25 protein-coding genes and 1 pseudogene are annotated in these 25,736 nt (G+C 43.6%); 8 read left to right on the forward strand and 18 right to left on the reverse strand.

Translation table 11 applies throughout. The annotated features are described in order from the left end of the window. Positions 1–74: 74 nt before the first annotated feature. Positions 75–683, reverse strand: a complete 609-nt coding sequence (locus tag A8F94_RS04480) for a superoxide dismutase (RefSeq protein WP_066196172.1) — start codon at positions 681–683, stop codon at positions 75–77. Positions 684–1,018: 335 nt separating this feature from the next. On the opposite strand from A8F94_RS04480, the gene A8F94_RS04485 reads away from it, so the two are divergent. Continuing rightward, positions 1,019–1,714 (forward strand): Crp/Fnr family transcriptional regulator, encoded by a 696-nt coding sequence (locus A8F94_RS04485; RefSeq protein WP_066196174.1) that lies wholly within the window; start codon positions 1,019–1,021, stop codon positions 1,712–1,714. 79 nt (positions 1,715–1,793) lie between these two features. Here the strand turns inward: A8F94_RS04485 and A8F94_RS04490 are convergent, their stop codons facing one another. Continuing rightward, positions 1,794–2,276, reverse strand: a complete 483-nt coding sequence (locus A8F94_RS04490; RefSeq protein ID WP_066196176.1) for a DUF456 domain-containing protein — start codon at positions 2,274–2,276, stop codon at positions 1,794–1,796. 476 nt (positions 2,277–2,752) lie between these two features. Here A8F94_RS04490 and A8F94_RS04495 point away from each other — a divergent pair, with 476 nt between their 5' ends. The 3 genes from A8F94_RS04495 (at position 2,753) to ispG (ending at position 5,204) form a co-directional block, all read left to right on the forward strand. Next, positions 2,753–3,529 (forward strand): DUF1189 domain-containing protein, encoded by a 777-nt coding sequence (locus A8F94_RS04495; protein WP_066196179.1) that lies wholly within the window; start codon positions 2,753–2,755, stop codon positions 3,527–3,529. A gap of 113 nt (positions 3,530–3,642) precedes the next feature. After that, on the forward strand, positions 3,643–3,972 hold the full coding sequence (locus A8F94_RS04500) for a LysM peptidoglycan-binding domain-containing protein (RefSeq protein ID WP_066196182.1): 330 nt from the start codon (positions 3,643–3,645) through the stop codon (positions 3,970–3,972). Between the two features lie 122 nt (positions 3,973–4,094). Then, positions 4,095–5,204 (forward strand): flavodoxin-dependent (E)-4-hydroxy-3-methylbut-2-enyl-diphosphate synthase, encoded by a 1,110-nt coding sequence (gene ispG / locus A8F94_RS04505; protein WP_066196185.1) that lies wholly within the window; start codon positions 4,095–4,097, stop codon positions 5,202–5,204. Between the two features lie 61 nt (positions 5,205–5,265). Here ispG and A8F94_RS26635 read toward each other — a convergent pair. Beyond that, a pseudogene (locus A8F94_RS26635) lies at positions 5,266–5,451 on the reverse strand (DUF4190 domain-containing protein); the annotation flags it as partial. A 659-nt stretch (positions 5,452–6,110) separates the two neighbouring features. On the opposite strand from A8F94_RS26635, the gene A8F94_RS04515 reads away from it, so the two are divergent. After that, positions 6,111–6,674: a hypothetical protein gene (locus tag A8F94_RS04515; RefSeq protein WP_066196190.1), complete on the forward strand. Its 564-nt coding sequence runs from the start codon at positions 6,111–6,113 to the stop codon at positions 6,672–6,674. A gap of 709 nt (positions 6,675–7,383) precedes the next feature. Here the strand turns inward: A8F94_RS04515 and A8F94_RS04520 are convergent. From A8F94_RS04520 to A8F94_RS04530, 3 genes are read right to left on the reverse strand one after another with little or no spacing between them, the layout of a single operon-like run. Beyond that, the gene (locus tag A8F94_RS04520; protein WP_066196193.1) at positions 7,384–7,797 is read right to left on the reverse strand and encodes a Fur family transcriptional regulator; all 414 of its coding nucleotides are present in this window, start codon (positions 7,795–7,797) and stop codon (positions 7,384–7,386) included. A gap of 5 nt (positions 7,798–7,802) precedes the next feature. After that, complete coding sequence (locus A8F94_RS04525) at positions 7,803–8,657, reverse strand: metal ABC transporter permease (protein ID WP_066196196.1); 855 nt, start codon at positions 8,655–8,657, stop codon at positions 7,803–7,805. After that, positions 8,654–9,430, reverse strand: a complete 777-nt coding sequence (locus A8F94_RS04530; protein WP_066197270.1) for a metal ABC transporter ATP-binding protein — start codon at positions 9,428–9,430, stop codon at positions 8,654–8,656. Before A8F94_RS04530 ends, A8F94_RS04525 begins: the two co-directional genes overlap by 4 nt. 170 nt (positions 9,431–9,600) lie before the next feature. Between A8F94_RS04530 and A8F94_RS04535 the strand changes: the two genes are divergently transcribed. Continuing rightward, positions 9,601–9,858 (forward strand): DUF2624 domain-containing protein, encoded by a 258-nt coding sequence (locus A8F94_RS04535; protein ID WP_066196199.1) that lies wholly within the window; start codon positions 9,601–9,603, stop codon positions 9,856–9,858. Positions 9,859–9,896: 38 nt separating this feature from the next. On the opposite strand, the gene A8F94_RS04540 is transcribed toward A8F94_RS04535, so the two are convergent. Together A8F94_RS04540 and A8F94_RS04545 are read right to left on the reverse strand one after the other, a co-directional pair. Further along, complete coding sequence (locus A8F94_RS04540) at positions 9,897–10,790, reverse strand: deoxyribonuclease IV (RefSeq protein WP_066196202.1); 894 nt, start codon at positions 10,788–10,790, stop codon at positions 9,897–9,899. A gap of 34 nt (positions 10,791–10,824) precedes the next feature. Continuing rightward, the gene (locus tag A8F94_RS04545) at positions 10,825–12,135 is read right to left on the reverse strand and encodes a DEAD/DEAH box helicase (RefSeq protein ID WP_066196204.1); all 1,311 of its coding nucleotides are present in this window, start codon (positions 12,133–12,135) and stop codon (positions 10,825–10,827) included. Between the two features lie 283 nt (positions 12,136–12,418). Here A8F94_RS04545 and vrrA point away from each other — a divergent pair, with 283 nt between their 5' ends. Both vrrA and A8F94_RS04555 read left to right on the forward strand, forming a co-directional pair. After that, positions 12,419–13,078, forward strand: coding sequence for a VrrA/YqfQ family protein (gene vrrA / locus A8F94_RS04550; RefSeq protein ID WP_066196207.1), 660 nt, complete (start codon positions 12,419–12,421; stop codon positions 13,076–13,078). Between the two features lie 387 nt (positions 13,079–13,465). After that, positions 13,466–14,422, forward strand: a complete 957-nt coding sequence (locus tag A8F94_RS04555) for a 4-hydroxy-3-methylbut-2-enyl diphosphate reductase (RefSeq protein ID WP_066196210.1) — start codon at positions 13,466–13,468, stop codon at positions 14,420–14,422. A 34-nt stretch (positions 14,423–14,456) separates the two neighbouring features. Here A8F94_RS04555 and A8F94_RS04560 read toward each other — a convergent pair whose 3' ends face one another. The 10 genes from A8F94_RS04560 to A8F94_RS04605 all read right to left on the reverse strand — a co-directional run bounded on the left by A8F94_RS04560 (position 14,457) and on the right by A8F94_RS04605 (position 25,525). Continuing rightward, complete coding sequence (locus A8F94_RS04560; RefSeq protein WP_066196212.1) at positions 14,457–15,572, reverse strand: Nif3-like dinuclear metal center hexameric protein; 1,116 nt, start codon at positions 15,570–15,572, stop codon at positions 14,457–14,459. Next, on the reverse strand, positions 15,569–16,279 hold the full coding sequence (locus A8F94_RS04565) for a tRNA (adenine(22)-N(1))-methyltransferase (protein WP_066196215.1): 711 nt from the start codon (positions 16,277–16,279) through the stop codon (positions 15,569–15,571). The genes A8F94_RS04560 and A8F94_RS04565 overlap by 4 nt, the downstream gene beginning before the upstream one ends. 115 nt (positions 16,280–16,394) lie before the next feature. Next, positions 16,395–16,757 carry a cytochrome c550 gene (cccA, locus tag A8F94_RS04570; RefSeq protein ID WP_066196218.1) on the reverse strand — a complete coding sequence of 121 codons (363 nt, stop codon included), beginning with the start codon at positions 16,755–16,757 and terminating at the stop codon, positions 16,395–16,397. Between the two features lie 155 nt (positions 16,758–16,912). Beyond that, entirely contained in the window at positions 16,913–18,055 is a 1,143-nt protein-coding gene (locus A8F94_RS04575; protein ID WP_066196221.1) for an acyl-CoA dehydrogenase family protein, read from the reverse strand. A gap of 622 nt (positions 18,056–18,677) precedes the next feature. Further along, on the reverse strand, positions 18,678–19,814 hold the full coding sequence (gene rpoD, locus A8F94_RS04580; protein ID WP_066196224.1) for an RNA polymerase sigma factor RpoD: 1,137 nt from the start codon (positions 19,812–19,814) through the stop codon (positions 18,678–18,680). Between the two features lie 35 nt (positions 19,815–19,849). Beyond that, positions 19,850–21,655, reverse strand: a complete 1,806-nt coding sequence (gene dnaG / locus A8F94_RS04585; RefSeq protein WP_066196226.1) for a DNA primase — start codon at positions 21,653–21,655, stop codon at positions 19,850–19,852. Positions 21,656–21,669: 14 nt separating this feature from the next. Beyond that, positions 21,670–22,185, reverse strand: a complete 516-nt coding sequence (locus A8F94_RS04590) for a YaiI/YqxD family protein (protein WP_066196229.1) — start codon at positions 22,183–22,185, stop codon at positions 21,670–21,672. A gap of 465 nt (positions 22,186–22,650) precedes the next feature. Beyond that, positions 22,651–23,454: a pyruvate, water dikinase regulatory protein gene (locus A8F94_RS04595; RefSeq protein WP_066197273.1), complete on the reverse strand. Its 804-nt coding sequence runs from the start codon at positions 23,452–23,454 to the stop codon at positions 22,651–22,653. A gap of 29 nt (positions 23,455–23,483) precedes the next feature. Continuing rightward, positions 23,484–24,107: a helix-turn-helix transcriptional regulator gene (locus A8F94_RS04600; RefSeq protein ID WP_077247552.1), complete on the reverse strand. Its 624-nt coding sequence runs from the start codon at positions 24,105–24,107 to the stop codon at positions 23,484–23,486. 35 nt (positions 24,108–24,142) lie between these two features. Continuing rightward, entirely contained in the window at positions 24,143–25,525 is a 1,383-nt protein-coding gene (locus A8F94_RS04605) for a glycine--tRNA ligase (protein ID WP_066196240.1), read from the reverse strand. Between the last annotated feature and the right edge of the window lie 211 nt (positions 25,526–25,736).

A 25,736-nucleotide genomic window follows, 5' to 3' on the forward strand; every position in this document is an offset into this window, starting at 1 on the left:
TTGAAATTCCCCTAACATAAAAAAAAGCTGCCCCCAAGAGCTTAACGACTAATGGGGCAGCCTGCTGGCTTACATTATTTTGCTGAGCTGTAGCGCTTTGAAACTTCATCCCAATTCACAACATTCCAGAAGGAATTGATGTACTCTGGACGACGGTTTTGATATTTCAGGTAATAGGCATGCTCCCAAACATCGAGGCCAAGGATTGGTGTCTTTCCTTCCATCAATGGAGAGTCCTGGTTTGGAGTGCTTGTCACTTCGAGCTCGCCATTATTGACAACGAGCCATGCCCATCCCGATCCAAAGCGAGTAGTAGCGGCTTTGGCAAATTCTTCTTTGAAGTTCTCGAGGCTGCCGAATTTGCTGTTAAGTGCATCAGCAAGCTCGCCGGAAGGCTCGCCACCGCCGTTTGGTGAAATAATTTGCCAGAAAAGGCTGTGGTTAGCATGGCCGCCGCCGTTATTGCGGACAGCAGTTCTTGCGCTTTCAGGCACCGCATCGAGATTCGCGATAACTTCTTCTACTGGTTTCGATAGAAGCTCTTCGTTTCCTTCCAGTGCATTGTTTAAGTTGGTCACATATGTGTTGTGATGTTTCGTATGGTGGATGTTCATTGTTTCCTTATCAATATGAGGCTCTAACGCATCATATCCATATGGAAGTTGAGGCAATTCAAATGCCATTCTCCATTCCTCCTATGTATCTCGATTTCTTCGGAAAATAGTAGAAAATTTCCAAAGCTTTGCAGTTACAGCTTATCAAAGTTGATCAGATGATTCAAATGATACGCTTTGTAACACACCTTGATACTATTCCCTTTCTTCGATTATTTTATGCCTGTTTTTTTAATCTTTATTATTCAAGATTCGGAAATTTGTCACTTTCAACTTTCCCTAGATTTGTCAACGATTTAAGTCATACCAGCTCTAAACCTCTTCCACAAATTGTAAAAACGACATTGACACGTTGGCAATTATTCTTTTTAATCAATTTAAGGAGACATAAGGAGTGGCATAGTATGCAAGAAAATAAAGACTCTCTATATAATTTACTCGTCCAGTTTTTCGGCAGGAAGGAACCGCTTCAAAAATACAATGCAGGGACGATTCTATTTAGTGAACGGGATGCTGTTGAAAATATTTATATCATTCAAAAAGGCAGCGTTGCGATTGGAAGAGTTCATGTAAAGGGAAAGGAATTTATCCTTAAAATTCTTACTCCGAAAGAAATTGTCGTGGAATACCAGCTCTTTAACCCTTCATCCTGCTATCATTTTTCAGCTAAAGCTTTAACTGACTGTGAACTGCTTGTCATTCCGCGGATCCAATTCGAGGACTTTATTACGAATGACCCTTTTGCAATGACAGCCCTGGTTTCGTGGATGAGCACGAGGTATTTAAAGGCTCAAATGAAATGCCAGGATTTAATCATGAACGGAAAGAAAGGCGGACTTTATTCAATTTTAATCAGACTCGCCAATTCATATGGTGTTGATACCGAAGACGGCATTTTGATTGACTTGCCTCTAACCCATCAGGAACTTGCAAATCTGACGTACGGAACCAGGGAAGTTATTCAAAGAAGCTTGAAGGAATTGAGAGATATAAACGTAATTGGTTATGATCAACAGAAATTTACAATAAAAGATTTAGCGTACTTGCGACATGAAGTCGATTGCCAAAATTGTGGTTTTGAGATATGCGGGTTAAATTGATGCAGCATGTAGGTTTTCCCTATCACAATGCTAAGCCGGATTGGGCTTCGAAGTCCCAATCCGGCTTTTTTCTATGCCTTCAAAATACCATAAATAAAAAATATGCAATCATTGCGGCCTGGATGACAGTTTTCGCTGCTGCGCCACTTATAAAACCGATAACAGAACCAAAGCCGATCTTCGCACTTTCGGATAACCCTTTTCTGTGGACCATCATTTCTGCAAGCACCGCACCAATAAACGGGCCGACAAGAATGCCGAGAAACGGCAAAACAAATGGCCCGACTAGAAGGCCGATTGTGCTCCCCCATACTGCAGCTTTTGAACCGCCATATTTCTTCACTCCGATGATATTTGCAACGTAATCCGCACCGAATAACAACAATGTGAAAAGGCCTTGAATAACCCAGAAAAACCAATTAAAAGGTTCAAATGATATAAAAAAACCATAAATGAGAAATCCTCCAAAAATAAAAAGGACACTTGGAATGACAGGAAATACAATTCCTGCAAACGCAACAATAAACATAATGATGACAATTCCCCATATAACTGTTTCCATTTACCGGTCTCCTTTATCTTTATAAATTGAAACTAAATATTACCTGTCCCGCTGCTCCCGCAGGACGTTGAATAATCTTCCTGAAATAGCACCGCAGGAGAAAATGCGTTTTTTGTATTTTCGAACGAGCTTCACGCCTGGAACGTAAATCAACAGGGCCACAAAAGGTATCTCTTTCTTTACACATTTATTAAAGTGGCTCTAAAATCCCTTTATTGTTCGTTTCTATGTTTCTAAAATATTTATTATTCTAACATATTTGCCTCTGGTTTCTTCCGCTTGTACAGGATGCGTTGAAGGGATAAAATAAATGGGTTGAAACTTTTTCCCGCATTAATGGTCTGTTAAACCCCTACCTCATCGAAAAAGCATAGATGAGGGATAACAGCCGCATGTGTACGATTGGTTCAACTAACAAACAGTGGGTAATGAAGTATCCTCACTGATTGAAGTTTCACTTTATAGGGAGTGTAATCATGAACGTTTTTAAACAACTGTATAAAAGCATCTATTCACCAAAAGACATTGCTTCATTCCGAAACCAGGGAATCGGCAAAACCATCCTGTATGTTTTCCTGCTCACTTTCATTTCTGTATTGCCTACCTTTTACTACCTTAATCATGCCATAGTCAACGGCATTGAAACAGCTAAACAAATTGCTAGTGAGGAGCTTCCTGATTTCACTATTAAAAATGGTACCCTTGAAGCCGATATCGATAAACCCGTTACCATTCAGAGGGACAGCTTTTCGATTACACTGGATCCAACCGGTGCTGTAACGGGGGAAGACCTTGCTGATACTGGCAATACTTTTGGCTTCCTTAAAAATGAATTTACCCTTTCCGCAGGCGGGAGAACGCAATCCTATCCATACGCAATGCTGGAGGGCAGTGAAATTACAAAGAATGATTTCCTTGAATTCTTTTCGTCTATGAATGGTATAAAAGGGGTAATCATGCCAATTGTATTTGCTGTGATTTTCATAATGTCTTCGGCCTTAAAGTTTATTGAAGTTAGTGTACTGGCTGGATTCGGCATTATGTTCAGCTCTATCGGGATGCGGCAGTTACAATATAGGCATTTATGGAGAATGGCTGCATACAGTGTCACACTATCAACTATCTTTTTTACAATTATGGAGGCTCTTCAGACTATAGTGCCAAATGGTATGTTAATTAACTGGTTCGTGTCTTCAATTGTTCTTTACCTGGCAATCAAAGAGACCCCTGGTTCTGAAAAAGAAGCTGTCTAAAGTAAATTTTCAATACGCACCATTTTATTCCGTCCTTAATGGACGGTTTTTTTGTTCTAAATTCTCCTTATTGCGCATATGTATGTTACAAATTGCCGCAGGAGGCATGTCCAATGAAAAAATTAATTGCCACTCTCTTTACGATAGCATTGATCGCTTCTGTTTACGTAGACTTAACCAGCGGTACACTTCCAGCTGCAACTGCGCCAATTGGAAAACATCCGGAACAAAAAAAGGAAACAAGCTCTCCTGCCACACCACATTTCAAAGCTACCGTAAAGCCTGGCCAAACGCTGCTGTCAATTGTTGAGGAATATGGAGCAGGAAATCCGGGGGTTCCCATTAGTAAGCTTATAACTGATTTCGAAACACTTAATCCGGGTTCGACACCCGAATCACTTCAAGCCGGGAAAACCTATCTTTTCCCCAGTTATTCCAATTAAGGGAGTTTGATTCCAGCTGTAGTTTCTTCACCTTGTAAGAATGCCCGGCTACTGATAAAATAGTCTAGTACTGTTATTTGTATATACCTATTATTATTTAGTACCAAAGGAGCGGACCTTACGTGAATGAACTTACACATCGTACTAAAACCCGCCCGGTCCGGGTCGGTAACCTGACCATTGGCGGAAACAACGAAATTATTATACAAAGTATGACAACAACCAAAACCCATGACGTTGAGGCAACTGTCGCTGAAATCAAAAGGCTTGAAGATGCCGGCTGCCAAATCGTCCGGGTTGCCTGCCCCGATATGCGGGCTGCCGAGGCAATTCCTGAAATAAAGAAAAGAATCAACATACCACTTGTCGTCGATATCCATTTCGATTACAAGCTTGCTCTCAAAGCAATTGAAGGCGGCGCTGACAAAATCAGGATCAACCCTGGTAATATCGGCAGACGCGAGAAAGTGGAAGCTGTTGTCAAAGCGGCCAAAGAAAAAGGGATACCGATCAGAATAGGAGTCAATGCCGGTTCTCTTGAGAAAAAGATTCTTGATAAATACGGTTATCCTACCGCTGATGGAATGGTAGAAAGTGCTCTCCACCATATCAAGATTCTTGAGGACCTGGATTTCCATGATATTATCGTGTCCATGAAAGCTTCTGATGTCAATCTTGCTATTGAAGCATATGAAAAGGCGGCCCGTGCCTTTGATTATCCGCTTCATCTCGGCATCACTGAATCCGGGACCCTGTTCTCTGGCACGATCAAAAGTTCTGCCGGCCTCGGTGTCCTTCTCAATATGGGAATAGGCAACACAATGAGGATTTCCTTAAGTGCAGATCCTGTCCAGGAGATTAAAGTTGCCCGTGACCTGTTAAAGGTATTTGGTTTATCGGCCAACTCGGCAACCTTAATAGCCTGCCCAACCTGCGGACGGATTGAAATCGATCTGATCAGTATTGCCAATGAAGTTGAGGAATATATTCAAAACATTAAAGCTCCAATCAAAGTTTCCGTACTTGGATGTGCCGTTAACGGCCCTGGCGAAGCACGCGAGGCTGACATTGGCATAGCCGGCGCACGAGGCGAAGGGCTTCTATTCAGGAAAGGTGAAATTGTCCGGAAAGTTCCTGAAGAGACGATGGTTGAAGAGTTAAAGAAAGAAATTGACGCAATCGCTGCGGAATATTTTGAAAAGAAAGCCCTTGAAGAACAAGGGGTGAAGTAGGCAATACGAAAGAGGCCGGCAAATGCCGTCCTCTTTTCGATTGCTCCTTTTTGAGAAATGATCAAAAGAATGGTGCTATGAACATTCCAATTATAAGTGAAACCGCGCCAATGCCAATTGCCCAACCGCCAGCTTTGGATTGCCCTCTTCTCATTGCCAAAAACCCAAGGACAATACCAGCTGCCCCTAGCAGCACAGGAAGAAAGAACAACGACAGAATCGCCAAGCCTAGAGCAATATAACCGAGCATCGAAGTACCCGCATTTTCATCAGCCTGATTTCGCTGCTGCCCTTCTTTATTGTTTCGATTCTGCCTTACCTGGACAGGTGCAGCAATCTCGCCTGCTGTTTCTTCCCTGGTGTTTTCTGCCGGGCTTGACCCAGCAGTGCCAGTTAGCGCGGATCTAGATGCAGTTGAACCAGTCTCATTTGAACCAGTTCCAGTTGAGTTAGTTGCAGTTGAGCCTGTTGCTGTTAACCCCGTACCTGTCTGCATGGTTGTGGTACCCTGCGGTGAAGGTAAAAGCAGCGGCTCTGAAGACGTTTCTTCTTTGTAGTTATATCCCGACTGTGATTGGTAATTCCTGCTTCCCTGATTTTCGGAATCGTTCCTGCCCTCTTGCTGCATCGTGTTTCTGCCATAGGATTGATCGGCCACCTTAATCCCTCACTTTCAAAAGTAGGAGCCTTCTTATTGTTTACGGCTGAATTTTTTTTACTATGTCAATCTTTGCAAGGAGTACCTCTCATACTCCTTCTGGTAAAATAAAGTAAAGCGTCCCTAATTAGGGTTGTTTATCACCCGGGGCCATCCCTCTTCTGCTGGCAGCTTGCACTACGGCAAGCTTCCAAAAAATAGCACCCGGGACAAACATTGTATTCTACATAGACAAAAGGAGTTTTTATATGAAAAGACTTGGAATTGATATTGACGGGACAGTCACCTGTCCTTCGAGTATTTTGCCCTATATTAACCGTGATTTTAAAGTAAATGTAACACTGGATGATGTAAAAGAATATGATTTGCTGCATCTTGTCCCCGATGTGCCTAGGCAGCAATTTTCTACGTGGTTTCAAGGAGCAGAGCCTGAAATATACTCTGGTTCTCCCCTTGCAGAGGGAGCGAAACATGTGCTTTCCAAATGGAAGGAGCAATTTGAATTATACTTTATTAGTGCTAGAGCCACGCACTTGCTTCATGTTACGGAAGAATGGTTCACCAGGAATGAATTGGAATACCATCATATCGAATTGATTGGCACCCACAATAAAATTGCAACGGCAAAAAAATATAAAGTCGACTTATTCCTTGAAGATAAACATGATAATGCGGTTGCCATCCATGAAGAATGCGGAATCCCCGTCCTCTTATTTGATACTCCCTATAACCGGGATCCAATCCCAAAAGGAGTCATAAGAGTGAAGAACTGGGAAGAAGCCGCACGATGGGTAGCAGAGTGGAGAAAATAGGCCCGGCTCAGCAGTTGATCTTAGGGTCCGTTCAGTTGGCTGTTGCCAGGTGGTAAAAAGTCCACTAACGCTTAGTTCGTGGATGAATTGACGGTTGCCAGGTGGTAAAAAGTTACTAACGCTTATTCGTGGATTAATTGACGGTTGCCAGTGGTAAAAAGTCCACTAACGCTTAGTTTGTGGATTAATTGACCGTTTGCCAGGTGGTAAAAAGTCCACTAACGCTTAGTTCGTGGATGAATTGGCGGTTGCCAGGTGGTAAAAAGTCCACTAACGCTTAGTTCGTGGATGAATTGACGGTTGCCAGGTGGTAAAAAGTCCACTAACGCTTAGTTCGTGGATGAATTGACGGTTGCCAGGTGGTAAAAAGTCCACTAACGCTTAGTTCGTGGATGAATTGACGGTTGCCAGGTGGTAAAAAGTCCACTAACGCTTAGTTCGTGGATGAATTGACGGTTGCCAGGTGGTAAAAAGTCCACTAACGCTTAGTTCGTGGATGAATTGACGGTTGCCAGGTGGTAAAAAGTCCACTAACGCTTAGTTCGTGGATGAATTGACGGTTGCCAGGTGGTAAAAAGTTCACTAACGCTTAGTTCGTGGATGAATTGACGGTTGCCAGGTGGTAAAAAGTTCAGCAACGCTTAGTTTGTGGATTAATAAGAAATTTTCCACATAAAAAAACAGCCAAAGTTGGCTGTTTTTTTATGGTTTATAGCACACAATCCGGGCAGCGGCCATAAATCTCAAACTTATGGCCAGAAACATCGTACCCTTTTAAATCCTCGCTCAACTCGCTCATTGGACAAGTTCCCAGCTCTTTTGTTTTTCCGCAATCAAGGCAAATGAAGTGATGATGATGAGAATGCCTTGAACAGGTGAAGCGAAAATGCTTTTCACCCGATAGCTCAGTCGTTTCCAAAATGCCAAGCTCCGCAAACAAGGACAAATTTCGGTATATCGTGTCAAAGCTTAGGCCTGGATAATTTTGTTTCAGACGGTCCAGGACATCTTTTGCGGTCAAGTATTTATCACTATCGGAAAACAGCTGCAGCATATCCTCGCGTTTTCCGGTATGCTTATAACCCTTTTCCTTTAAATAATCAAGAGCTTCATCTACATTCATTTCAGTCACTCCTTCCGCCCTGTCCGCAAGGTAAGGCCCATCTTTTTATACATAATGGCCAGTAAAAGGATGCCAATAGCGAGTAACACAATTGTGCCACCTGGAGCCAGGTCCAGATAATAAGCCGCAAACAAGCCGCCAATAACCGAAATTTCCCCGAAAACCACAGATAAAACAATCGCCTGCTTAAAACCTTTAGCAACCCTCATACTTGCGGCAACAGGCAATGTCATCAAAGACGATACAAGCAGGACACCAACAATGCGCATGGAAGCAGCAATGACAAGGGCTACCATGACAATAAAAACAAAATGAATCGCATTTGCAGGTATTCCTGAAGCCCTTGCATGGTCCTCATCAAAGGATAGCAGGAACAGCTCTTTATAAAGAAGGAAAATCACAACCGCAACGATAACTGCAATAATTGCAATTATCATGACATCCGCCCTGCTGACAGCAGTTACACTACCAAATAAATAACCAAACAGATCAGCATTAAACCCGTCGGCCAGTGAAATAAATATCACACCAATGCCAATACCGCCCGACAAAATAATCGGTATGGCAAGCTCCTGATAATGCTTATAAACGGCTCTCAATTTTTCGATAAACAATGCCCCGCCTACCGAAAAAGCCATCCCCATATACAAAGGGTTAATTGCACCCGAAAGACCGAACTTTTTTTCAAGAAGAAGACTTGCCGCTATTCCTGAAAGAGTTACATGGCTCAATGCATCGGAGATGAGCGAGAGTCTTCTGACAACAATGAAGACACCAAGCAACGGGGCAATTATGCCAATCAAGGCACCTGAGATAAATGCGTTTTGCAAGAACTCATATTGAAATATACTGCTGATCATTTGCCGTCCTCCCCGTGATGGTGATGGCTGAGCTGATGGACATCGTAGCCGTAAAATTCCGATAATCCATTCTTCGCTATTTTTTCAAACTCACTTGATTCACCATGAAAATGGAGGTACTTATTCAAACACGCAACATGGGTGACTGCCTGTGACACCGTCCCAATGTCATGAGTAACAAGCAAAAGCGTAATCCCCGCTTTTTTGTTAAGTTTTTCAAGCATTTTATAAAAAATGTCCTGCTGCCTCTGATCGACCCCGACAGTCGGCTCATCAAGGATAAGCAGTTCAGGGTCACTGACAAGTGCTCTGGCAATAAACACCCTTTGTTGTTGCCCACCGGACAATTCACCTATATTTTTATCGGCAAAGTCAGCCATCCCAACTGAGGTGAGGGCCTCCCGGACTTTCTGTTTTTCTTTTGCCTTCATAAAACGAAACAGGCCGATTTTTCGAACAAGTCCACTGGAGACTACTTCCTCAACAGTCGCCGGAAAGCCAGTGTTGAAGGAGTTTGCTTTTTGAGATACGTACCCAATCTTCTCCCACCCATCAAATGATCGAAGTGGTTCTCCAAATAGCCGGATTTCTCCTGTTTGGGGTTTTAATAGCCCAAGGATCAGCTTAAGCAGAGTTGATTTTCCTGACCCGTTAGGCCCAACAATGGCCAGAAAGGCCCCTTTTGGAACACTGAGATTTATATTTTCAAGGACTTTTTCTTTTTCATATCGAAAAGAAAGCCCGGTTATATCAATTACAGGCATATTTGCCATATTATCACCTATTAACAAATCAATTTTAAGAATCATTCCGATTTACGTTTTGTAGTATACCCCACCGCGAATGGATTGTAAAGCCTCTGGCCTTGATTAAACTTTTTCCAAGAAATTGTTGGCACTGTTTGGGATTTCCCCTCATACAGTAAGAAAGGGGAGTGATGAAAGTGAAACTGTTCGAAAATATCATCAATCATAAAATAAACACAATAACTGACAAGGAATTGTTGAACTATGCCAATCAGTTTGGTATCGCGATTAACCAAAAACAGGCAGGCCAAATTGCCGAATACTTACGAGGCAGGCAGATAAATATTTTTGACAGCGCACAGCGAACTGCTATTATCAAGGAAATTGCGAAAATTGCAGGCCCTGATACAGCAAAAGAAGTGAATAAGCTTTTCCTACAATTTACCAAGTCGTAAAAAAGCCTCCCTGTTCCAATAGCAGGGAGGCATTCATTTTAAGCGAGGGTAACAACCGGTTTTAAGCTTGGATCAAAGATTTTATTGCGAAGCATTTCAATCTCATGCTTATAAGGAGGCTTCTGACTTTTCTTATCTTCCCCCACATACGGAGTTTCAAGGATTTTAGGCACCGACATAAGCTGTGGATGGTGGACAATATAGCTGAGGGCATCAAAACCGATATGCCCAAAACCTATATTTTCGTGGCGGTCCTTTCTCATTCCGATAGAATTTTTACTATCGTTAATATGAAGCACCTTTAGCCTGTCGATCCCGACAATTTTGTCAAAATCATTTAGGACACCATCAAAATCATTGACAATATCATATCCGGCGTCATGGGTATGGCATGTGTCAAAGCAAACAGAAATCTTGTCACTGTAATTTACACCGTCAATAATCATGGCCAGCTCCTCGAAATTCTTCCCGCACTCCGATCCTTTGCCGGCCATCGTTTCCAGAGCTACCTGAACGTTTTCTTTCCCAGTCAACACTTCATTTAAGCCCTCGACGATTTTTTTTATTCCTGTCTCCGTTCCAGCTCCAACATGGGCTCCTGGATGAAGGACAATTTGTCTGGCGCCTATGGCTTCCGTCCTTTCAATTTCAGAGCGAAGGAAATTAACCCCTAGCTCAAATGTTGCGGGATTTGTGGTATTTCCTATATTAATGATGTATGGAGCATGAACTACAATATCACCGATTCCATGCTCTTCCATATGCCTTCTGCCGGCCTCTATATTCAGATCCTCAATTTTTTTTCTTCTTGTATTTTGGGGAGCCCCTGTATAAATCATGAATGTGTTGGAGCCATAGGAAACGGCTTCCTTACTGGCCGCTAGCAGCATTTCCTTGCCGCTCATCGATACGTGAGAACCAATTTTCAACATTTTCCCCTTCTCCTTCATTCAGCAGTTAGTGCCGTTATTTCCTCTTTAATCTATTTTGGCGCTTTCTTACCTTGGCTATTTCTTCATTTATTTTTTTCTTGTACCCAGGCTTTACTTTTCTCGGCGTTTTGACTATCGACCTCGCAATTTTGTCAGTCTCATCTTCCTGCTTCTTGCGGGTTTTTCGCTTATTGCGGTCGCCAATTTCAACAAGTCCATCTTTGCTAACGTCAACATGCTTGAAAACAATACCCATTTTCTCAAGACGGTTCAAGGCATCTTCATCGGAAGTATCATAAACAGTCAAGGCTGTTCCGGAAAGATTGGCCCTTGCTGTCCTTCCAACCCTATGGATATAGAAATCGAGGTCTGTTGGCAGCTCATAATTGATGACATGGCTAACCCCTTCAATATCAATGCCCCTAGCGGCCAGGTCGGTCGCAACGATGTATTGATAGTCCAAATCCTGAATCTGTTTCATCATCTTCTTGCGTTCACGCGGATTAAGATTCCCATGTACCCTGCCGACCTTCATCCCTTTTTCAATTAAATAATCGGCAACCTCATCAGCCATTTTTTTCGTGTTTGTAAAAACAATCGCAAGATAAGGATTAATAACTTGGAGGACATTGAAGACAATTTCCTTTCTGCTCTTATGCCTTGAAGGCAATAGCAAATGCTCCAGGTTTTCCGCGGCTTTTTTTCTTGGATCAATATGAATATATTTCGGATTCTCCATATATTTTTTCAGGAAAGGTTTCAGCTTTTCAGGAATCGTTGCCGAAAACACTAGCATTTGCAGTTTCTCGGGCATCCTTGATGCAATCCTGTCAACATCTTCAAGAAAACCCATATCTAGCATTAAATCTGCTTCGTCCACTACCAATGTAGTGGCTGTATGGACAAACAGTGCCTGTTCATCAACTAGAGAAAAAATCCGGGAAGGTGTCCCGATAACAATATGGGGCTGAACCCTTAGTTTTTCAATTGATTTTTGCTTGTCCGTCCCGCCAATATAATTACGGACAACTATTGTCTCGTCACCCTCGTAATGTTCCACCGCCTTCAAAAATTGCTGGTGAATCTGGCTGGCAAGCTCCCTCGTCGGTGCAGTGATGACAGCCTGTACCTCCTGGCGGCCTGGCTCAAGCCTCTCCAGAATAGGCAGCAAGTAGGAATGGGTTTTTCCTGTTCCGGTCCTCGATTGGCCGATTGCACTTCCACCTTTCAGGGCAGTTGGTATCATCTGCTCCTGTATCTCTGTTGGCTTTGTGAACCCTAAAGATTCTATCGCTTTTAATAAATATGGCTTTAAATTAAATTGATTAAATTGATTTCCGCTCATTTTCAGGCTCCTTAGTTTCGGTTTTGGAACTCTGCCCATCCTGTTATTATAGTAAAGTTTGGATTGTAAAGCTACTTATTATTATGATTTGCTTAAAGTCCCGCTTTCATGAAGGTTATTCCTCCTATTGCTTTGATGAATAATATTGCGGTTACGGGAGCCCCTCTTTAAGTAATTAAAAATGATGGCGAACCAATTATTGAATTGGAGCCATAAAGCATAACACAAATCGGACTTCTGCATATTTTAAATAGAGAAATTACTTTTGAGAGGAGATTAAACTATGCCACCATTCCCGCCAATGTATAGGCAGGGAGGAATGAACCGGCCAGCTATGGGGCCAGGCAGACATCCTTTCGGTCGCTCTAATGGCTTTAACGGTCCTCCATCGCCTTTTATGGGCCCTATGCCTCCAAGGTCTCAGGGACAAAGAGGAGGAGGAGGGGGACTGCTTTCAAGGCTGCTTGGAAAATCAGGAAGAGGACAGGTCCCGGGACGAGAAGTTGCTTCCCGAGCCGGAGATGCAGGACAATCTGGGTCCATTCTAAATACACTTAGCAATCCGGAATCACTCAATGCCTTTTTAGCCAATACGCAGAACGTCATTCAGACAGTCCAATCCTTTAGCCCGCTAATCGAACAATACGGTCCGATTGTTAAAAACCTCCCATCCATGTGGAAGCTTTACCGCGGATTAAAAAATACTGACACAGAAGAAACCTCAGAGAAGAAACCCGTCTCACATAACAAAAGCGTTAAAACGAAATCCCACCGGGAAGATGAGGAACCCAAGGATACCAAACATATAGAGGAATCCAGCGATGGCCATTCTTCTTCCCCACAACGTGACCCATGGCTTGGACGGCCGATCAGGAACGAGGATAATCGGGTGCAATCAAACAGGAATGATGATGACCGGCCTAGGCCAAGGCTATTTTTCTGAAGAAAGGTGCTGAGTGGCACCTTTTTTACTTTATCGTAGAAAACATTTACGGAGTTACCCATTTAGAGTAGTTTTTTTCGGCCAGGTGGCTAGTGAGTCTCTGCGTAGGACGGGTGATAACTTACTATCCATAATATTCGAATAGCAATAAAGTGTAGTTCGGGAAGATAGCCCTAGCTATTAGCGAGTCCGAACTGCCTTTTCAGCGACCTCGTTACCAATTTCTCCAACAAATTCTCCCCTTTTTCACTGTATGAAACGACTATTCAACCTTCTATAACAGCAACCATATTGGCTGTAAGATTTTTAACTTTGAACATATTGGTTAATACCTATATAATGAGAAGGGATAAGCAAGTCTAACCTTAATCAGGAGGGGCTTTATTAATGAATGTGATAAAAATATCGCCGCGAGGCTATTGTTACGGGGTTGTTGATGCAATGGTCATCGCACGGAACGCGGCTCTCGATAAATCGTTGCCACGCCCTATCTACATCCTTGGGATGATTGTTCATAATAAACATGTCACCGATGCGTTTGCAGAGGAGGGCATCATTACTCTCGACGGGAATAACCGGAAGGAAATTCTTGAAAAAGTTGACGGGGGAACCGTTATTTTCACGGCCCATGGCATATCGCCGGAAGTCCGGAACCTTGCAAAACAAAAAGGACTGGTAGCCTTGGATGCTACTTGCCCGGATGTGACAAAGACCCATGATTTAATTCGGGAAAAAGAGGCAGAAGGGTTCAAAGTTATTTATATCGGCAAAAAAGGCCATCCGGAGCCGGAAGGCGCAGTTGGTGTTGCCGCTCCGGGGATTGTCCATCTCGTTGAAACTGTGGAAGATGTGGAAAAACTTGATTTACACCATGATAAAATTATTGTGACGAACCAGACTACGATGAGCCAGTGGGACGTAGCCGACATCATGGATAAAGTAAAAGAGAAATATCCTCATGCCGAAGTCCATAGGGAAATCTGCATGGCAACCCAGGTAAGGCAGGAAGCTGTTGCACAGCAGGCCGGCGAGGCGGATGTGCTGATTGTTGTTGGAGATCCAAAAAGTAATAATTCCAACAGGCTTGCCCAAGTATCCCAAGAAATTGCCGGCACCAAAGCCTATCGGATTGCCGATATTGAAGAGCTTGACCTGGATTGGCTAAAAGGTGCAGAAACTGTTGCCGTTACGGCTGGTGCATCTACACCAACCCCGATTACAAAAGAAGTGATTGCATTTCTGGAACAATATGACCCTGAAAATCCAGATACATGGGAACGCAAAAAGAATGTTCCTCTAACTAAAATCCTGCCTAAAGTAAAAAAGGCAGCATCGCAGTTATAAACAGTAAAAATCCGGCCACTTTTGGCCGGATTTTTCATAATGTCTTAAATGGATTGGTGTCAATTTCTGAAGAAAGGATTTCTGCATCAAAGCCGGCTTCCGCACACATCCTGCCCATGATAGATGCGAGTCCTTTCTTCATGATTTTTTCCGCAATATGCCCAGGATCCACCATATTCAATCCTAGCATTAATGCATCGTGTGCAACATGAAAATAAATATCGCCGGTTACATAAACGTCAGCACCCTTAAATTTTGCCTGTGAGAAATATTTATTCCCGTCCCCGCCAAGAACTGCTACCTTCTTAACCTTTGAGGATAAATCTCCGACAACACGAACAGCGTCGACTTCAAAATCTTTCTTCACCTTCTCGGCAAATTCTGCAAGAGTCATCTCTTCGATTGTTCCAATCCGGCCAAGCCCGAGGATCTCCCCTTTATTTTCAAGAGGGTATACATCATAGGCGGGCTCTTCGTATGGGTGGGATTTTAGCATTGCTGCAATGGCTTTGTTAGTAAGCCGGGAAGGGACAATGGTTTCGATTTTTACTTCATCCACTTCCTCGAGCCGTCCCTGTTCGCCTATGTAAGGATTGGTATTCCCTCCAGGAAGGAAACGCCCGGTACCTTCTGAGGAAAATGAACAATGGCTATAATTTCCGATAGCACCAGCGCCCGCTTTTCCAAGCACTGACCTGACCGATTCAGCATCTGCAGCAGGGACGTAAACAACCAGCTTTTGAAGATTTTCCTCGTACGTTGGGGATAAAACCTCCGTATTTGCCAATCCAAGAGCTTCGGCCAGCATATCATTCACGCCGCCTTTTGCAACATCCAGATTGGTGTGAGCGGCATAGACTGAAATGTCATGTTTGATAAGCTTTTCAATCATCCTGCCTGGCACCGTATCGGTTGCCAGTTTTTTCAAAGGCCGATAAATTGGCGGATGGTGGGCAATGATTAACTGAACACCTTTATCGATTGCTTCATCGACAACTTCCTCAGTAAGATCCAGTGTAATCAGAACCTTGTCAACCCGCCTATTCAACTGGCCAATCTGGAGGCCGACTCTATCCCCTTCCACGGCATATTCCTTTGGAGAAAAACGTTCAAGCAGCGTAATAAACTCATGGCCATTGATTTTCTTCATAGATTTAAAACCTCCTCTACTAGCACTATCTTTTTCTGAAGATCCGCCTTCTTTGCTTCCACTTCATCAGAAGGTTTTGCCTGTCCCAGTTTACCCAATACTTTTTGCCAATTTTCTTTTTCAAGCTTCCATTTCTTAAGAAAGGCCTCTTGCCTTCGCTGCTGCAAAAACGGCCCAAACAATAGGCCGGTTTCTAAGCCTGTCGTATAAGGACGTTCGGGTTTTCCTCTCTCGGCAACAAGAATTTCATAAATTTTGCTATCCTCTTCAAGAATATCCTCATCAATAAGTTCCCAACCGTTTTCAACCAGCCATTTCCTGATGGCCCAGGCTGCAATATTAGGCTGAAGCACGAGCCGCTTAACACTATCCAGCTTATTTTTCCCTTCCTCAAGGATTTCAGTTATAAGCGCTCCTCCCATTCCAGCAATGGAAATACAATCGACTTCGCCTGGAGCTACGACTTCAAGGCCATCTCCAAGCCGAACAGCTATGACATCCTCTAGGCCCTCTGCTCTGACTTGCCTGCTGGCTGTCTGATAGGGTCCTTCAACGACCTCCCCGGCGATGGCAGATTCAATTAAGCCCCTGCCGGCAAGAAACACTGGCAGATAGGCATGGTCTGAACCGATGTCTGCCAGCTTCGCCCCTTTTGGTATATAGTTTGCTACTGTTTGCAGCCTTTTTGATAATTGTCCTGCGTTCAAGTTAAGCACCACTTTTCCGTTCATCTCTATATCAGTATAAAAAAGAATGTTTCCATATGCAAAAAAACAACGCCGCCAGCATTTGCGGCAGCGTTGTTCTGGAATCTCTATACAATTATTTCTTTTCAGAAAGCCACTTGGCTACGGCGTCAGCCTCTGCACCCTGAACGAGTCCGCCTGGCATTCCGCCTGTTGTGCCTTTTATAAGAATATCCTTGATTTCCGCCTCAGACAGCCTAGCACCAACATCAGCCAGCTTCGGCGCATTTCCCTTACCTTCCAGCTGATTCCCATGGCAAGTCACACAGCCTTTGGCTTCATAAAGTTCTTCAGGATTTGCCGCAACTTCCGTCTTTTCGCCGCCTTTTTCCCCTTTGGCAAGATCTTTTGAATCTCCAAGTCCCTTGAAGGAAAGCACAAACATCAGGCCAATCCCCATGACCATGATCATAATAAAAGGAACGACTGGATTTTTCATGAAATACCCTCCCTTATGTACGTACAAAAACAAAATTAATATTTCAAACAACTATTATTGTATATGAAAAACAGTAGAAGGAAAAGGATAAAGTTACTTTTGTCACAATTAAAAATGAAAAGGCTGGACAAGTTACTTTACCCAGCCTAAATCGGTCAGATGCACCCAATTTCTCTTGCAATGACAATTCGCTGAATTTCCGATGTACCTTCTCCTATTTCGAGGAGCTTGGCATCTCTCATATATCTTTCTACATGGTAATCCTTCATGTATCCATAGCCGCCATGAATCTGTACGGCTTGGTCTGTTACTTCCATGCAAATCTCGGAAGCATACAGCTTGCATATAGATGCTTCCTTTGAATACTTTTTGCCTTGGTCCTTTAGCCATGCAGCTTTGTAGACCATCGTTCTGGCAAGCTCGATTTTCATGGCCATGTCCGCCAATTTAAACTGTGTAGCCTGGAAAGAGGAAAGGCTTCTCCCAAATTGTTTTCTTTCCTTTGAATACTGCAGCGCCTTATCGAAAGCTGCCTGGGCAATTCCGACCGCCATGGCGCCTATCCCAATCCTGCCCCCGTCAAGAGTCATTAGAAACTGTTTAAATCCCTCACCTTTTTTGCCAAGGAGATTTTCCTCCGGTACTCGTACATCCTCGAGGACTAGTTCAGTTGTATTTGAGGAATGGAGCCCCATTTTTTCATAATTGTCGATTATGGTGAATCCTTTGGCTTCTGTTGGTACAATAATCGCGCTTATTTCATTATTATCACCGCTGCCTCCGGTTACGGCAGTCAGAGCAAGGTACTTTGCATAGCTGGCGTTCGTAATAAAACATTTGCTTCCGTTAATTACCCACTCCCCATTGTCCATCTTGGCTGACGTTCTGGTGCCGCCTGCATCTGAACCGGCATTGGGCTCAGTTAACCCGAATGCTCCAAACGACTCACCTGTGCATATTGGTGTTAAGTATTGCCGCTTTTGCTCTTCGGTTCCGAACATATTGATTGGAGCCCCGCCAAGCGAAATATGAGCGGAATAGGTTATGCCTGTCGAACCGCATGCCCTGCTTAACTCTTCCGTTACAATTGCAAAGCTGATAGTATCTGCTCCCCCTCCACCATATTCTTCAGGAAATGGGAGGCCCATGATTCCCATACTGGCCAGCTTTTTGAAAATGTCTAAAGGGAACTCCTTGGTACGGTCCCTTTCAAGGGCGCCCGGGGCTACTTCCGCATCCGCAAATTCCCTGATTGTTTTTCGAATCATTTCTTGTTCCGCAGTTAAGTTGAAATTCATATATCCCCCTCCAAAATGTATGCGCTTTCTAAACCATTATATGGGGATACTTGAATTTTCTCAACATTTATAACCTTTGGAAAAATGAGTGGAATTTTTAATACTTTTATGTCTCATCAAGTTGCTTTCCGTTTCCCGATTCAGTAAAATGAATCAAAACAGAGTATGTTTGTTATCCGAGGGTGCAGTAATATAAAGTGAGTTGATTTCCGCTCCAGGTGCTCGCTTTCCGCGGGGCAGGCGGTGAGCCAGGCTAGCTTCAGCGCCTAGCCCCTCGAGGTCGCTTCGGTCCCTCAGGTGAAGTCAAAGAACGACTTCTCCTTCAGGCCCTCCAGCGCTTGTCGGGGCTGATCAAGGCGCTTACGCATTTCATTCTTCTCGTCGCTAAAGCGACTGCGGGGCCTCACCTGTCCAGCTTGTCCCGCAGGACGTCGAATGATCTTCCCTGAAAAGCACCGCAGTAGAAAATGCAAAAGACGCATTTTCGAACGAGCTGGCACCTTCCGCTCCAATCAAATGAACTGTATACCATACTTCTGTCTTTTATAGCATCAAAGTTTGCGAAAACAGATTATAACAAAAACAAAAAAGCCTGCCTGTTAAGGCAAGCTCTTGTGTACTTTTATTCAAGAAAATCTTTCAGTCGTTTACTGCGGCTCGGATGGCGAAGCTTTCGCAATGCTTTTGCTTCAATCTGCCTGATACGCTCACGGGTGACACCGAATACCTTGCCGACCTCTTCCAGCGTCCGGGTGCGGCCATCGTCTAATCCAAAGCGGAGGCGCAGGACATTTTCTTCCCTGTCGGTCAATGTATCCAGAACATCTTCTAGCTGTTCTTTCAACAACTCATAAGCGGCATGTTCAGATGGTGATGTTGCATCCTGATCCTCAATGAAATCGCCAAGATGGGAATCATCTTCTTCCCCGATAGGCGTTTCAAGTGATACAGGTTCCTGAGCTATTTTCAGGATTTCCCTAACCTTATCCGGCGTAAGGTCCATATCTTCGGCTATTTCCTCTGGAGTTGGTTCGCGCCCAAGATCCTGAAGAAGCTGCCTCTGGACTCTGATTAATTTATTGATTGTTTCAACCATATGGACAGGGATCCTGATTGTCCTGGCCTGGTCTGCTATGGCACGTGTAATCGCTTGTCTAATCCACCAAGTGGCATACGTACTGAATTTGAAACCTTTGCGGTAATCAAATTTTTCTACAGCTTTGATTAATCCCATATTCCCTTCCTGAATGAGGTCAAGGAATAGCATTCCACGGCCGACATAGCGCTTGGCAATGCTGACGACAAGCCTTAGGTTAGCTTCAGCCAAACGGCGTTTTGCTTCCTCATCGCCCTTCTCAATCCTGTTGGCCAATTGGATTTCCTCTTCTGCCGTTAGCAGGTCAACCCTGCCAATCTCCTTCAGGTACATCCGGACTGGGTCATTGATTTTGACGCCAGGGGGGACACTCAGGTCGTTCAGATCAAATTCTTCATCATCTTTGGAAATTTCCTGAAGGCTTGGATCTTCGTCCTCGTCTTCTTCATCCTTGCTGCCAAGCAATTCAATTCCTTGGTCCTGCAGGGATTCGTAGAATTCATCCATTTGATCTGAATCCATATCGAAATTGGCCATTCTTTCGGCTATATCGTCATAGGCAAGATGGCCAGCTTTTTTGCCTTGCGCCGTTAACTGGTCTTTTACTTGTTCAATGGTCAATTCGTTCTCGACCTCTTGTGACCGTGCTGATTTTTCAGCCATAGGTCCCCCTCCTTAAAAATTCATCCTCATACTGCTTATAATGACTTTTGCATTTGAATGATTTCGTTTCCTAGTTGGCCTGCCCTGAGATAATCCTTTTGAGCTTCGGCCTCCTTCAACTGTGCACGTTTTTCATTTATTTTTAACATCTTTTGATGTTTCAACACCTGATGGATGTAATCCTTCAATTCCTGCTCGCCCAGTTCTTCATTGAGCGTCATCATTTCTATGTCGGCAACCAGCCTCCTGAGCTTATCATCTTTTAAATAATCAAGGAACTCACTTAACACAAACTGGTCGCTCTTTTCATAATAGCCAAAAAGATAGGTGATAATGGCTTGATGATAATCATCGTTCATCGTATTCCCGTTTAGCATTTCCTGAATTTCATATGCAATATCCCTGTTTCTAAGCATGTGAGCAATAAGTCTTCGCTCCGCATTGTAGTACGCTGGCTTCAAACCTGATATATGCCGGATAGCCTGCCTGGCTGGTACTGGTGCAACGCGCTCCGTAACTTGTTTTCCCTTTTTTGGGGTACTGGCAGCCATTTGCTGTTTTAAGGCATCCAGCGAAAGCGAAAACTCGCTTGATAGCTGGCGAAGATAATGGTCTTTTTCAATCACCTTTGGCAGCAAGCTAATTTCGCTTACTATCCTTTCGATATAGGCTAGCCTATCTCCTTCATTCTGAAGATTTTTTCCTCTTCTAAAATAAAGAAATTTGAAAGACATCCAAGTATGGCTGGAATCTATTATTTCATTCCGAAATCTCTCTGCACCAAATTTCTTGATGTAATCATCCGGATCAAGGCCATCTGGCATAATAGCGACCTTTATTTCGATGCCTGCTTGTGCAAGCAAGTTACCCGCACGGTAGGCTGCCTCAATCCCGGCATTGTCTGAATCATAGCATATGGTTACCGCCTGTGTATTCCGCCGAATCATCGAGATATGCTCATCGGTCAACGAAGTCCCCATTGTCGCAATCCCATTTTCGACCCCGGCGCGATCTGCGGATATCACGTCGGCAAATCCTTCAAACAGTACCGCCTGGTGAAGCCTGCGAATAACAGGCTTGGCATGATGAAAGTTATAAAGAGTCTTGCTTTTATTGAAGATTGCCGTTTCAGGGCTATTCAAGTACTTGGGTTTTTCATCACCAAGCGCCCTGCCCGAAAAAGCAATCGTCTTTCCGCTTTGGTCAACTATCGGGAACATGATCCTGTTTCTGAAGCGATCCAGGTATGTACCATCCCGCTCACGTTTTACAAGCAGGCCCGCTTTTTCCATCAAGTCGGGTTTATATCCTCTTTTTTGCAGATACGAAGCAGTAAATTCCCAGGAATCCATCGCATAGCCAATCTGGAATTTGTCGATTGACTCCCTGGTGAAGCCACGCTCTAGCAAATACTCAAGCGGCTCCTGACCCTCTTTTGTGTTTACAAGCAAATGATGGTAAAATTTCCTTAACAAATCATGAGCATCAAAATAGGGCTGTAATTCTGCTTGTCTGGCCAGGTCCCCTTTGGACGTATGTGTGGCGATTTCCAGTTCTATCCCGGAGCGGTCTGCAAGCTTTAAAGCTGCTTCAGCAAAAGTGGCACCTTCAAGCTCCATTAAAAATGAAAAAACATTTCCGCCAGCCCCGCACCCAAAACAATAAAAAATTTGTTTGTCGGGAGAGACAGAAAATGATGGTGAATTTTCCCCATGGAATGGGCATAAACCAAAATAGTTCCTGCCCTGTTTCTTCAGTTGAACATAATCGCTGATTACATCAACAATATCAACAGATTGCCTTATCTGATTGACCTTTTCTTCAGGTATGCGCTCTGCCATACGAACAACTCCAGTTATGATTCTCTGTCAAACGGGAATTGGCGCCCTGTTAGCCTGCAAAGCAGTTTAACAAACTCCATTACAAAGCGTTCCCGGTCTTCCGGCAAAAAAGGCGGCGGTCCTTTATCGTAATTGCCCCTGGCCCGTGCTTTAGATTTTAAGTAACGTAAATCAAGCGCGGTCTGAATCGTCTTTTCCTCAAATACGTTTCCCTTGGGCGATAGGACATAAACCCCTTTTGGCAGGAGAGTAGAAGCAAGGCCGATATCCTGGGTAATGGCTGCATCTCCTTTGACCGAGTGGTTCATAATGTAAAGGTCGGCGGCTTCCCGGCTCGAATCTACGTATCTCCAATCCCAGTTCGCATATAAGGGATTGGTGGTCACATGGGCATATGATGCCACATAAATGGCCTTTACTGAAAAATCGGATGCCAATTGTGCGATTTCCTCTTTTACAGGGCACGAATCCGCATCCACAAAAATAGTTGGGCCATTCTCCTTTGTATTAATTCTACATCCCCCCGCCAATTCCTTCTTTCCCGAATAAGTTTATCGGAGATTGTGTCGAATTTTTTACTATTGGTTTACTTGACATCTGACAATAAATAGTTTATTCGTTCACATGCAAGTCTAAACCTATTATGGATATTTTTATCACAATTTTTTATTATAGAACATGAAAGGCTTTTTTGCTAATGTTTTATCTTAAAAAAATATTTTTTTGATCGTACATAAGCTATCTATGTTGAAATTACATTTTTTATGATTTCCGCTACGGGCACTTCGGTTCAATCTAAAAATATAAAACAAACTATTTTTGAACACTACTGTCGATTCTTTAGTTCATTTTATATAGAAATTTTCAAATTCAACATATACAATATCCTGAATATAACTGTATTTATAATAAAAATCACAATATGAACATGCCTATGAAAGGGAAAACACATGTCCAGTGTGGGCATGTGTTTTTTCCAACAGAAGTTTTTAAGTCTATCGGTTCCTGATTGTCCGCAAGATGACATTAGCAGTTTCTTCCACTGCCTTATTGGTGACATCGATGACTGGGCAGCCAATTTTACTTACAACCGTTTCAAAGAAGTCCAATTCCTCTTTGATTCTGGCTATGTTTGCATAGCTTGCACTATCATTCAATCCGAGTGATTTCAGGCGTTCCTTACGGATATTGTTTAGCTTTTCCGGACTGATTTTGAGGCCAAAGCACTTCTCGAGAGGAACCCGGTACAATTCTTCAGGCGGGTCCACTTCGGGCACAAGCGGAACATTTGCAACCTTTAATCTTTTATGGGCTAAGTACTGGGAAAGCGGCGTTTTGGACGTCCTGGAAACTCCAATCAGAACAATATCCGCTTTCATGAGCCCTCTTGGATCACGTCCATCATCGTATTTAACCGCAAATTCAATTGCTTCAACTTTTTTGAAATAATCTTCATCCAGCTTCCTGACCAATCCTGGTTCATGCCTTGCAGCAAGCCCGGTTAACTGACCAATCTGATCCATTAACGGGCCTAACAGGTCAACTGCCAATATCGAGGCTTCATCCGCTTTCTTACTCATATAAGCCCTCATATCAGGCTTTACTAATGTAAAAGCAATCATGCCTTTATCAAAGGATGCCAGAGAAACAACTTCATCAATGTGGATTTTATCTTCTACGTATGGAAACCGCTTCAGCTTAATATCATTTCCATTAAATTGCGTTATCGCCGCCTTTGTTACTAATTCAGCAGTCTCGCCGACTGAATCCGACACTACATATATGACTGGTTGCTCCATAGCTGTTTCCATTCCCCTCTGCTCATTGTTCACTCTTTGCCCCCCAGCGACACAAACACCCTGGTTATGCTCGTTTTGGTAATCCTGCCGATGACCTCAAAACCTTCCTCCTTCTCCCTGACTACGGGAAGGGAGTCAATTTGCCTGTCAATCAATTTCTTCGCAACGTCGATTAGCAGGTCATCTTTTCGGCATAAGGCAATGTTTGGCATTCTCGTCATTATGATGTTTACTGGCAGGGCGGTAAGCTCTTGCTTGCCAATACTTGCCCGCAGCAAATCTTTCCTGGAAAGAACCCCGACAAGCAGCGATTGATCATCGACCACGAAAAGCGTACCGACATCTTCAAGGAACATGGTTACAATCGCATCATAGACAGAGATACTCTCATTAACGACAACAGGCCTTGACTGATAACTCCCAACGAGAATCTTATTTAGTTTTTCCGATAGCAGTTCGTCTCCTGATTTCCCGGTATAAAAATAACCAACGCGGGGTCTTGCATCCAGAAAGCCGGACATGGTCAATATCGCCAGGTCCGGTCTCAGTGTTGCTCTTGTTAAGTTGAGCTTCTCTGCAATATTCTCTCCGGTAATTGGCCCATTTTCTTTTACGATTTGCACGATTTGCTCCTGCCTTTTATTTAGCTCTATGTTTTCTCACCACCGTTCTCTGATATACTAGCTCCCTAAAATTGAATCTTACCTTGTAGGAAGCTCGAAAGTTCGGAAATTGGCACACGAGTCTGTTCCATCGTATCCCGATCCCGCACCGTTACTTTTTTATCATCTGCTGTATCAAAATCCACTGTAATGCAGAATGGCGTACCAATTTCATCATGCCTGCGGTACCGTTTTCCGATTGATCCCGCTTCATCAAAATCAACCATGAAATCCTTTGCAAGGTCTGCAAAAATTTCACGTGCAGACTCGGAGAGCTTCTTAGACAATGGCAGGACAGCTGCTTTATACGGAGCCAGAGCCGGATGCAGATGCATAACGGTTCTTGTCGTACCATCATCGAGCTGCTCCTCTTTATAAGCATCAATCAAATAAGCGAGGGTTACCCGGTCAGCGCCGAGGGAAGGCTCGATACAGTATGGAATATACTTTTCATTCGTTTCTGGATCCAGGTAGTGAAAATCCTCTCCGGAAAATTGCATATGCTGCTTAAGATCGTAATCTGTCCGTGAAGCAACACCCCACAGCTCTCCCCAACCGAACGGGAATTTATATTCGAAATCAGTTGTCGCGTTGCTGTAATGGGATAGTTCATCCTCTGAATGGTCACGGAGCCTTAAATTTTCTTTCTTCATTCCAAGTGAAATAAGCCAATTCTCGGCAAAATCCTTCCAGTATTTATACCACTCAAGCTCTGTTCCAGGCTTACAAAAGAATTCGAGTTCCATTTGCTCAAATTCCCTTGTACGGAAGGTAAAATTGCCTGGAGTAATTTCATTTCTGAAACTTTTACCGATTTGAGCAATACCAAACGGAAGTTTTTTCCTCATTGTACGTTGCACGTTTTTGAAATTCACGAAAATCCCTTGAGCCGTTTCGGGGCGCAAGAATAGTTCATTTGTACTCGACTCGGTCACTCCTTGGAAGGTCTTGAACATAAGATTGAACTGCCTGATGCCTGTGAAGTCCTTGCTGCCACAGTCTGGGCAGGCAATGTCATGCTCCTTGATCAATTCTTCCATTTTTTCAAATGGAAGCCCATCAACAACCAGCTCCATCCCCTTTTCATCAAGTGCGTTTTCAATTAGTTTATCTGCACGATGCCGTGCTTTACAGTTTTTACAATCAATCATTGGGTCATTGAAGTTACCGATATGGCCTGATGCTTCCCATGTTCGCGGATTCATCAAGATTGCGGCATCAACACCAACATTATAAGGGGATTCCTGAACAAATCTTTTCCACCATGCTTTTTTAATATTGTTTTTCAACTCGACGCCAAGCGGGCCATAATCCCATGTATTAGCGAGGCCGCCATAAATTTCTGAGCCAGGGAAGACAAATCCCCTGTGTTTGGCATGTGAAACGATTTGCTCCATTGTAGCTGTCATTTTCATTTCTCCTTTTTTTGGGGGTAGTTTGTTAGTACGCCAGGAAGAATCGCTTTAAAAAAATAAAAAACTCCCGTCCATATGCCTTTTTATGGCATAGGGACGAGAGTTACCCGCGGTTCCACCCTATTTGCTGCAAACTGACGCAGCCACTTTACTAAAGCCCGCTCAGGACTGCCTTCCCTGGTTCACTGCCACCCGGCTTCCACCG

Source organism: Bacillus sp. FJAT-27225, from assembly GCF_001685025.1.
GTDB lineage: Bacteria > Bacillota > Bacilli > Bacillales > Cytobacillaceae > Bacillus_D.

Bases quoted from the DNA above. Each gene is read 5' to 3' on its own strand.
- A8F94_RS04500 (WP_066196182.1), top strand. From the start codon at position 3,643: ATGAAAAAATTAATTGCCACTCTCTTTACGATAGCATTGATCGCTTCT.
- A8F94_RS04605 (WP_066196240.1), bottom strand. From the start codon at position 25,525: ATGACAGCTACAATGGAGCAAATCGTTTCACATGCCAAACACAGGGGA.
- A8F94_RS04525 (WP_066196196.1), bottom strand. From the start codon at position 8,657: ATGATCAGCAGTATATTTCAATATGAGTTCTTGCAAAACGCATTTATC.
- A8F94_RS04540 (WP_066196202.1), bottom strand. From the start codon at position 10,790: ATGTTGAAAATTGGTTCTCACGTATCGATGAGCGGCAAGGAAATGCTG.
- A8F94_RS04480 (WP_066196172.1), bottom strand. From the start codon at position 683: ATGGCATTTGAATTGCCTCAACTTCCATATGGATATGATGCGTTAGAG.
- A8F94_RS04485 (WP_066196174.1), top strand. From the start codon at position 1,019: ATGCAAGAAAATAAAGACTCTCTATATAATTTACTCGTCCAGTTTTTC.
- A8F94_RS04595 (WP_066197273.1), bottom strand. From the start codon at position 23,454: ATGGAGCAACCAGTCATATATGTAGTGTCGGATTCAGTCGGCGAGACT.
- cccA (WP_066196218.1), bottom strand. From the start codon at position 16,757: ATGAAAAATCCAGTCGTTCCTTTTATTATGATCATGGTCATGGGGATT.
- A8F94_RS04530 (WP_066197270.1), bottom strand. From the start codon at position 9,430: ATGGCAAATATGCCTGTAATTGATATAACCGGGCTTTCTTTTCGATAT.
- A8F94_RS04560 (WP_066196212.1), bottom strand. From the start codon at position 15,572: ATGAAGAAAATCAATGGCCATGAGTTTATTACGCTGCTTGAACGTTTT.
- A8F94_RS04515 (WP_066196190.1), top strand. From the start codon at position 6,111: ATGAAAAGACTTGGAATTGATATTGACGGGACAGTCACCTGTCCTTCG.
- A8F94_RS04555 (WP_066196210.1), top strand. From the start codon at position 13,466: ATGAATGTGATAAAAATATCGCCGCGAGGCTATTGTTACGGGGTTGTT.
- A8F94_RS04495 (WP_066196179.1), top strand. From the start codon at position 2,753: ATGAACGTTTTTAAACAACTGTATAAAAGCATCTATTCACCAAAAGAC.
- vrrA (WP_066196207.1), top strand. From the start codon at position 12,419: ATGCCACCATTCCCGCCAATGTATAGGCAGGGAGGAATGAACCGGCCA.
- A8F94_RS04490 (WP_066196176.1), bottom strand. From the start codon at position 2,276: ATGGAAACAGTTATATGGGGAATTGTCATCATTATGTTTATTGTTGCG.
- A8F94_RS04575 (WP_066196221.1), bottom strand. From the start codon at position 18,055: ATGAATTTCAACTTAACTGCGGAACAAGAAATGATTCGAAAAACAATC.
- rpoD (WP_066196224.1), bottom strand. From the start codon at position 19,814: ATGGCTGAAAAATCAGCACGGTCACAAGAGGTCGAGAACGAATTGACC.
- A8F94_RS04520 (WP_066196193.1), bottom strand. From the start codon at position 7,797: ATGAATGTAGATGAAGCTCTTGATTATTTAAAGGAAAAGGGTTATAAG.
- dnaG (WP_066196226.1), bottom strand. From the start codon at position 21,655: ATGGCAGAGCGCATACCTGAAGAAAAGGTCAATCAGATAAGGCAATCT.
- A8F94_RS04545 (WP_066196204.1), bottom strand. From the start codon at position 12,135: ATGAGCGGAAATCAATTTAATCAATTTAATTTAAAGCCATATTTATTA.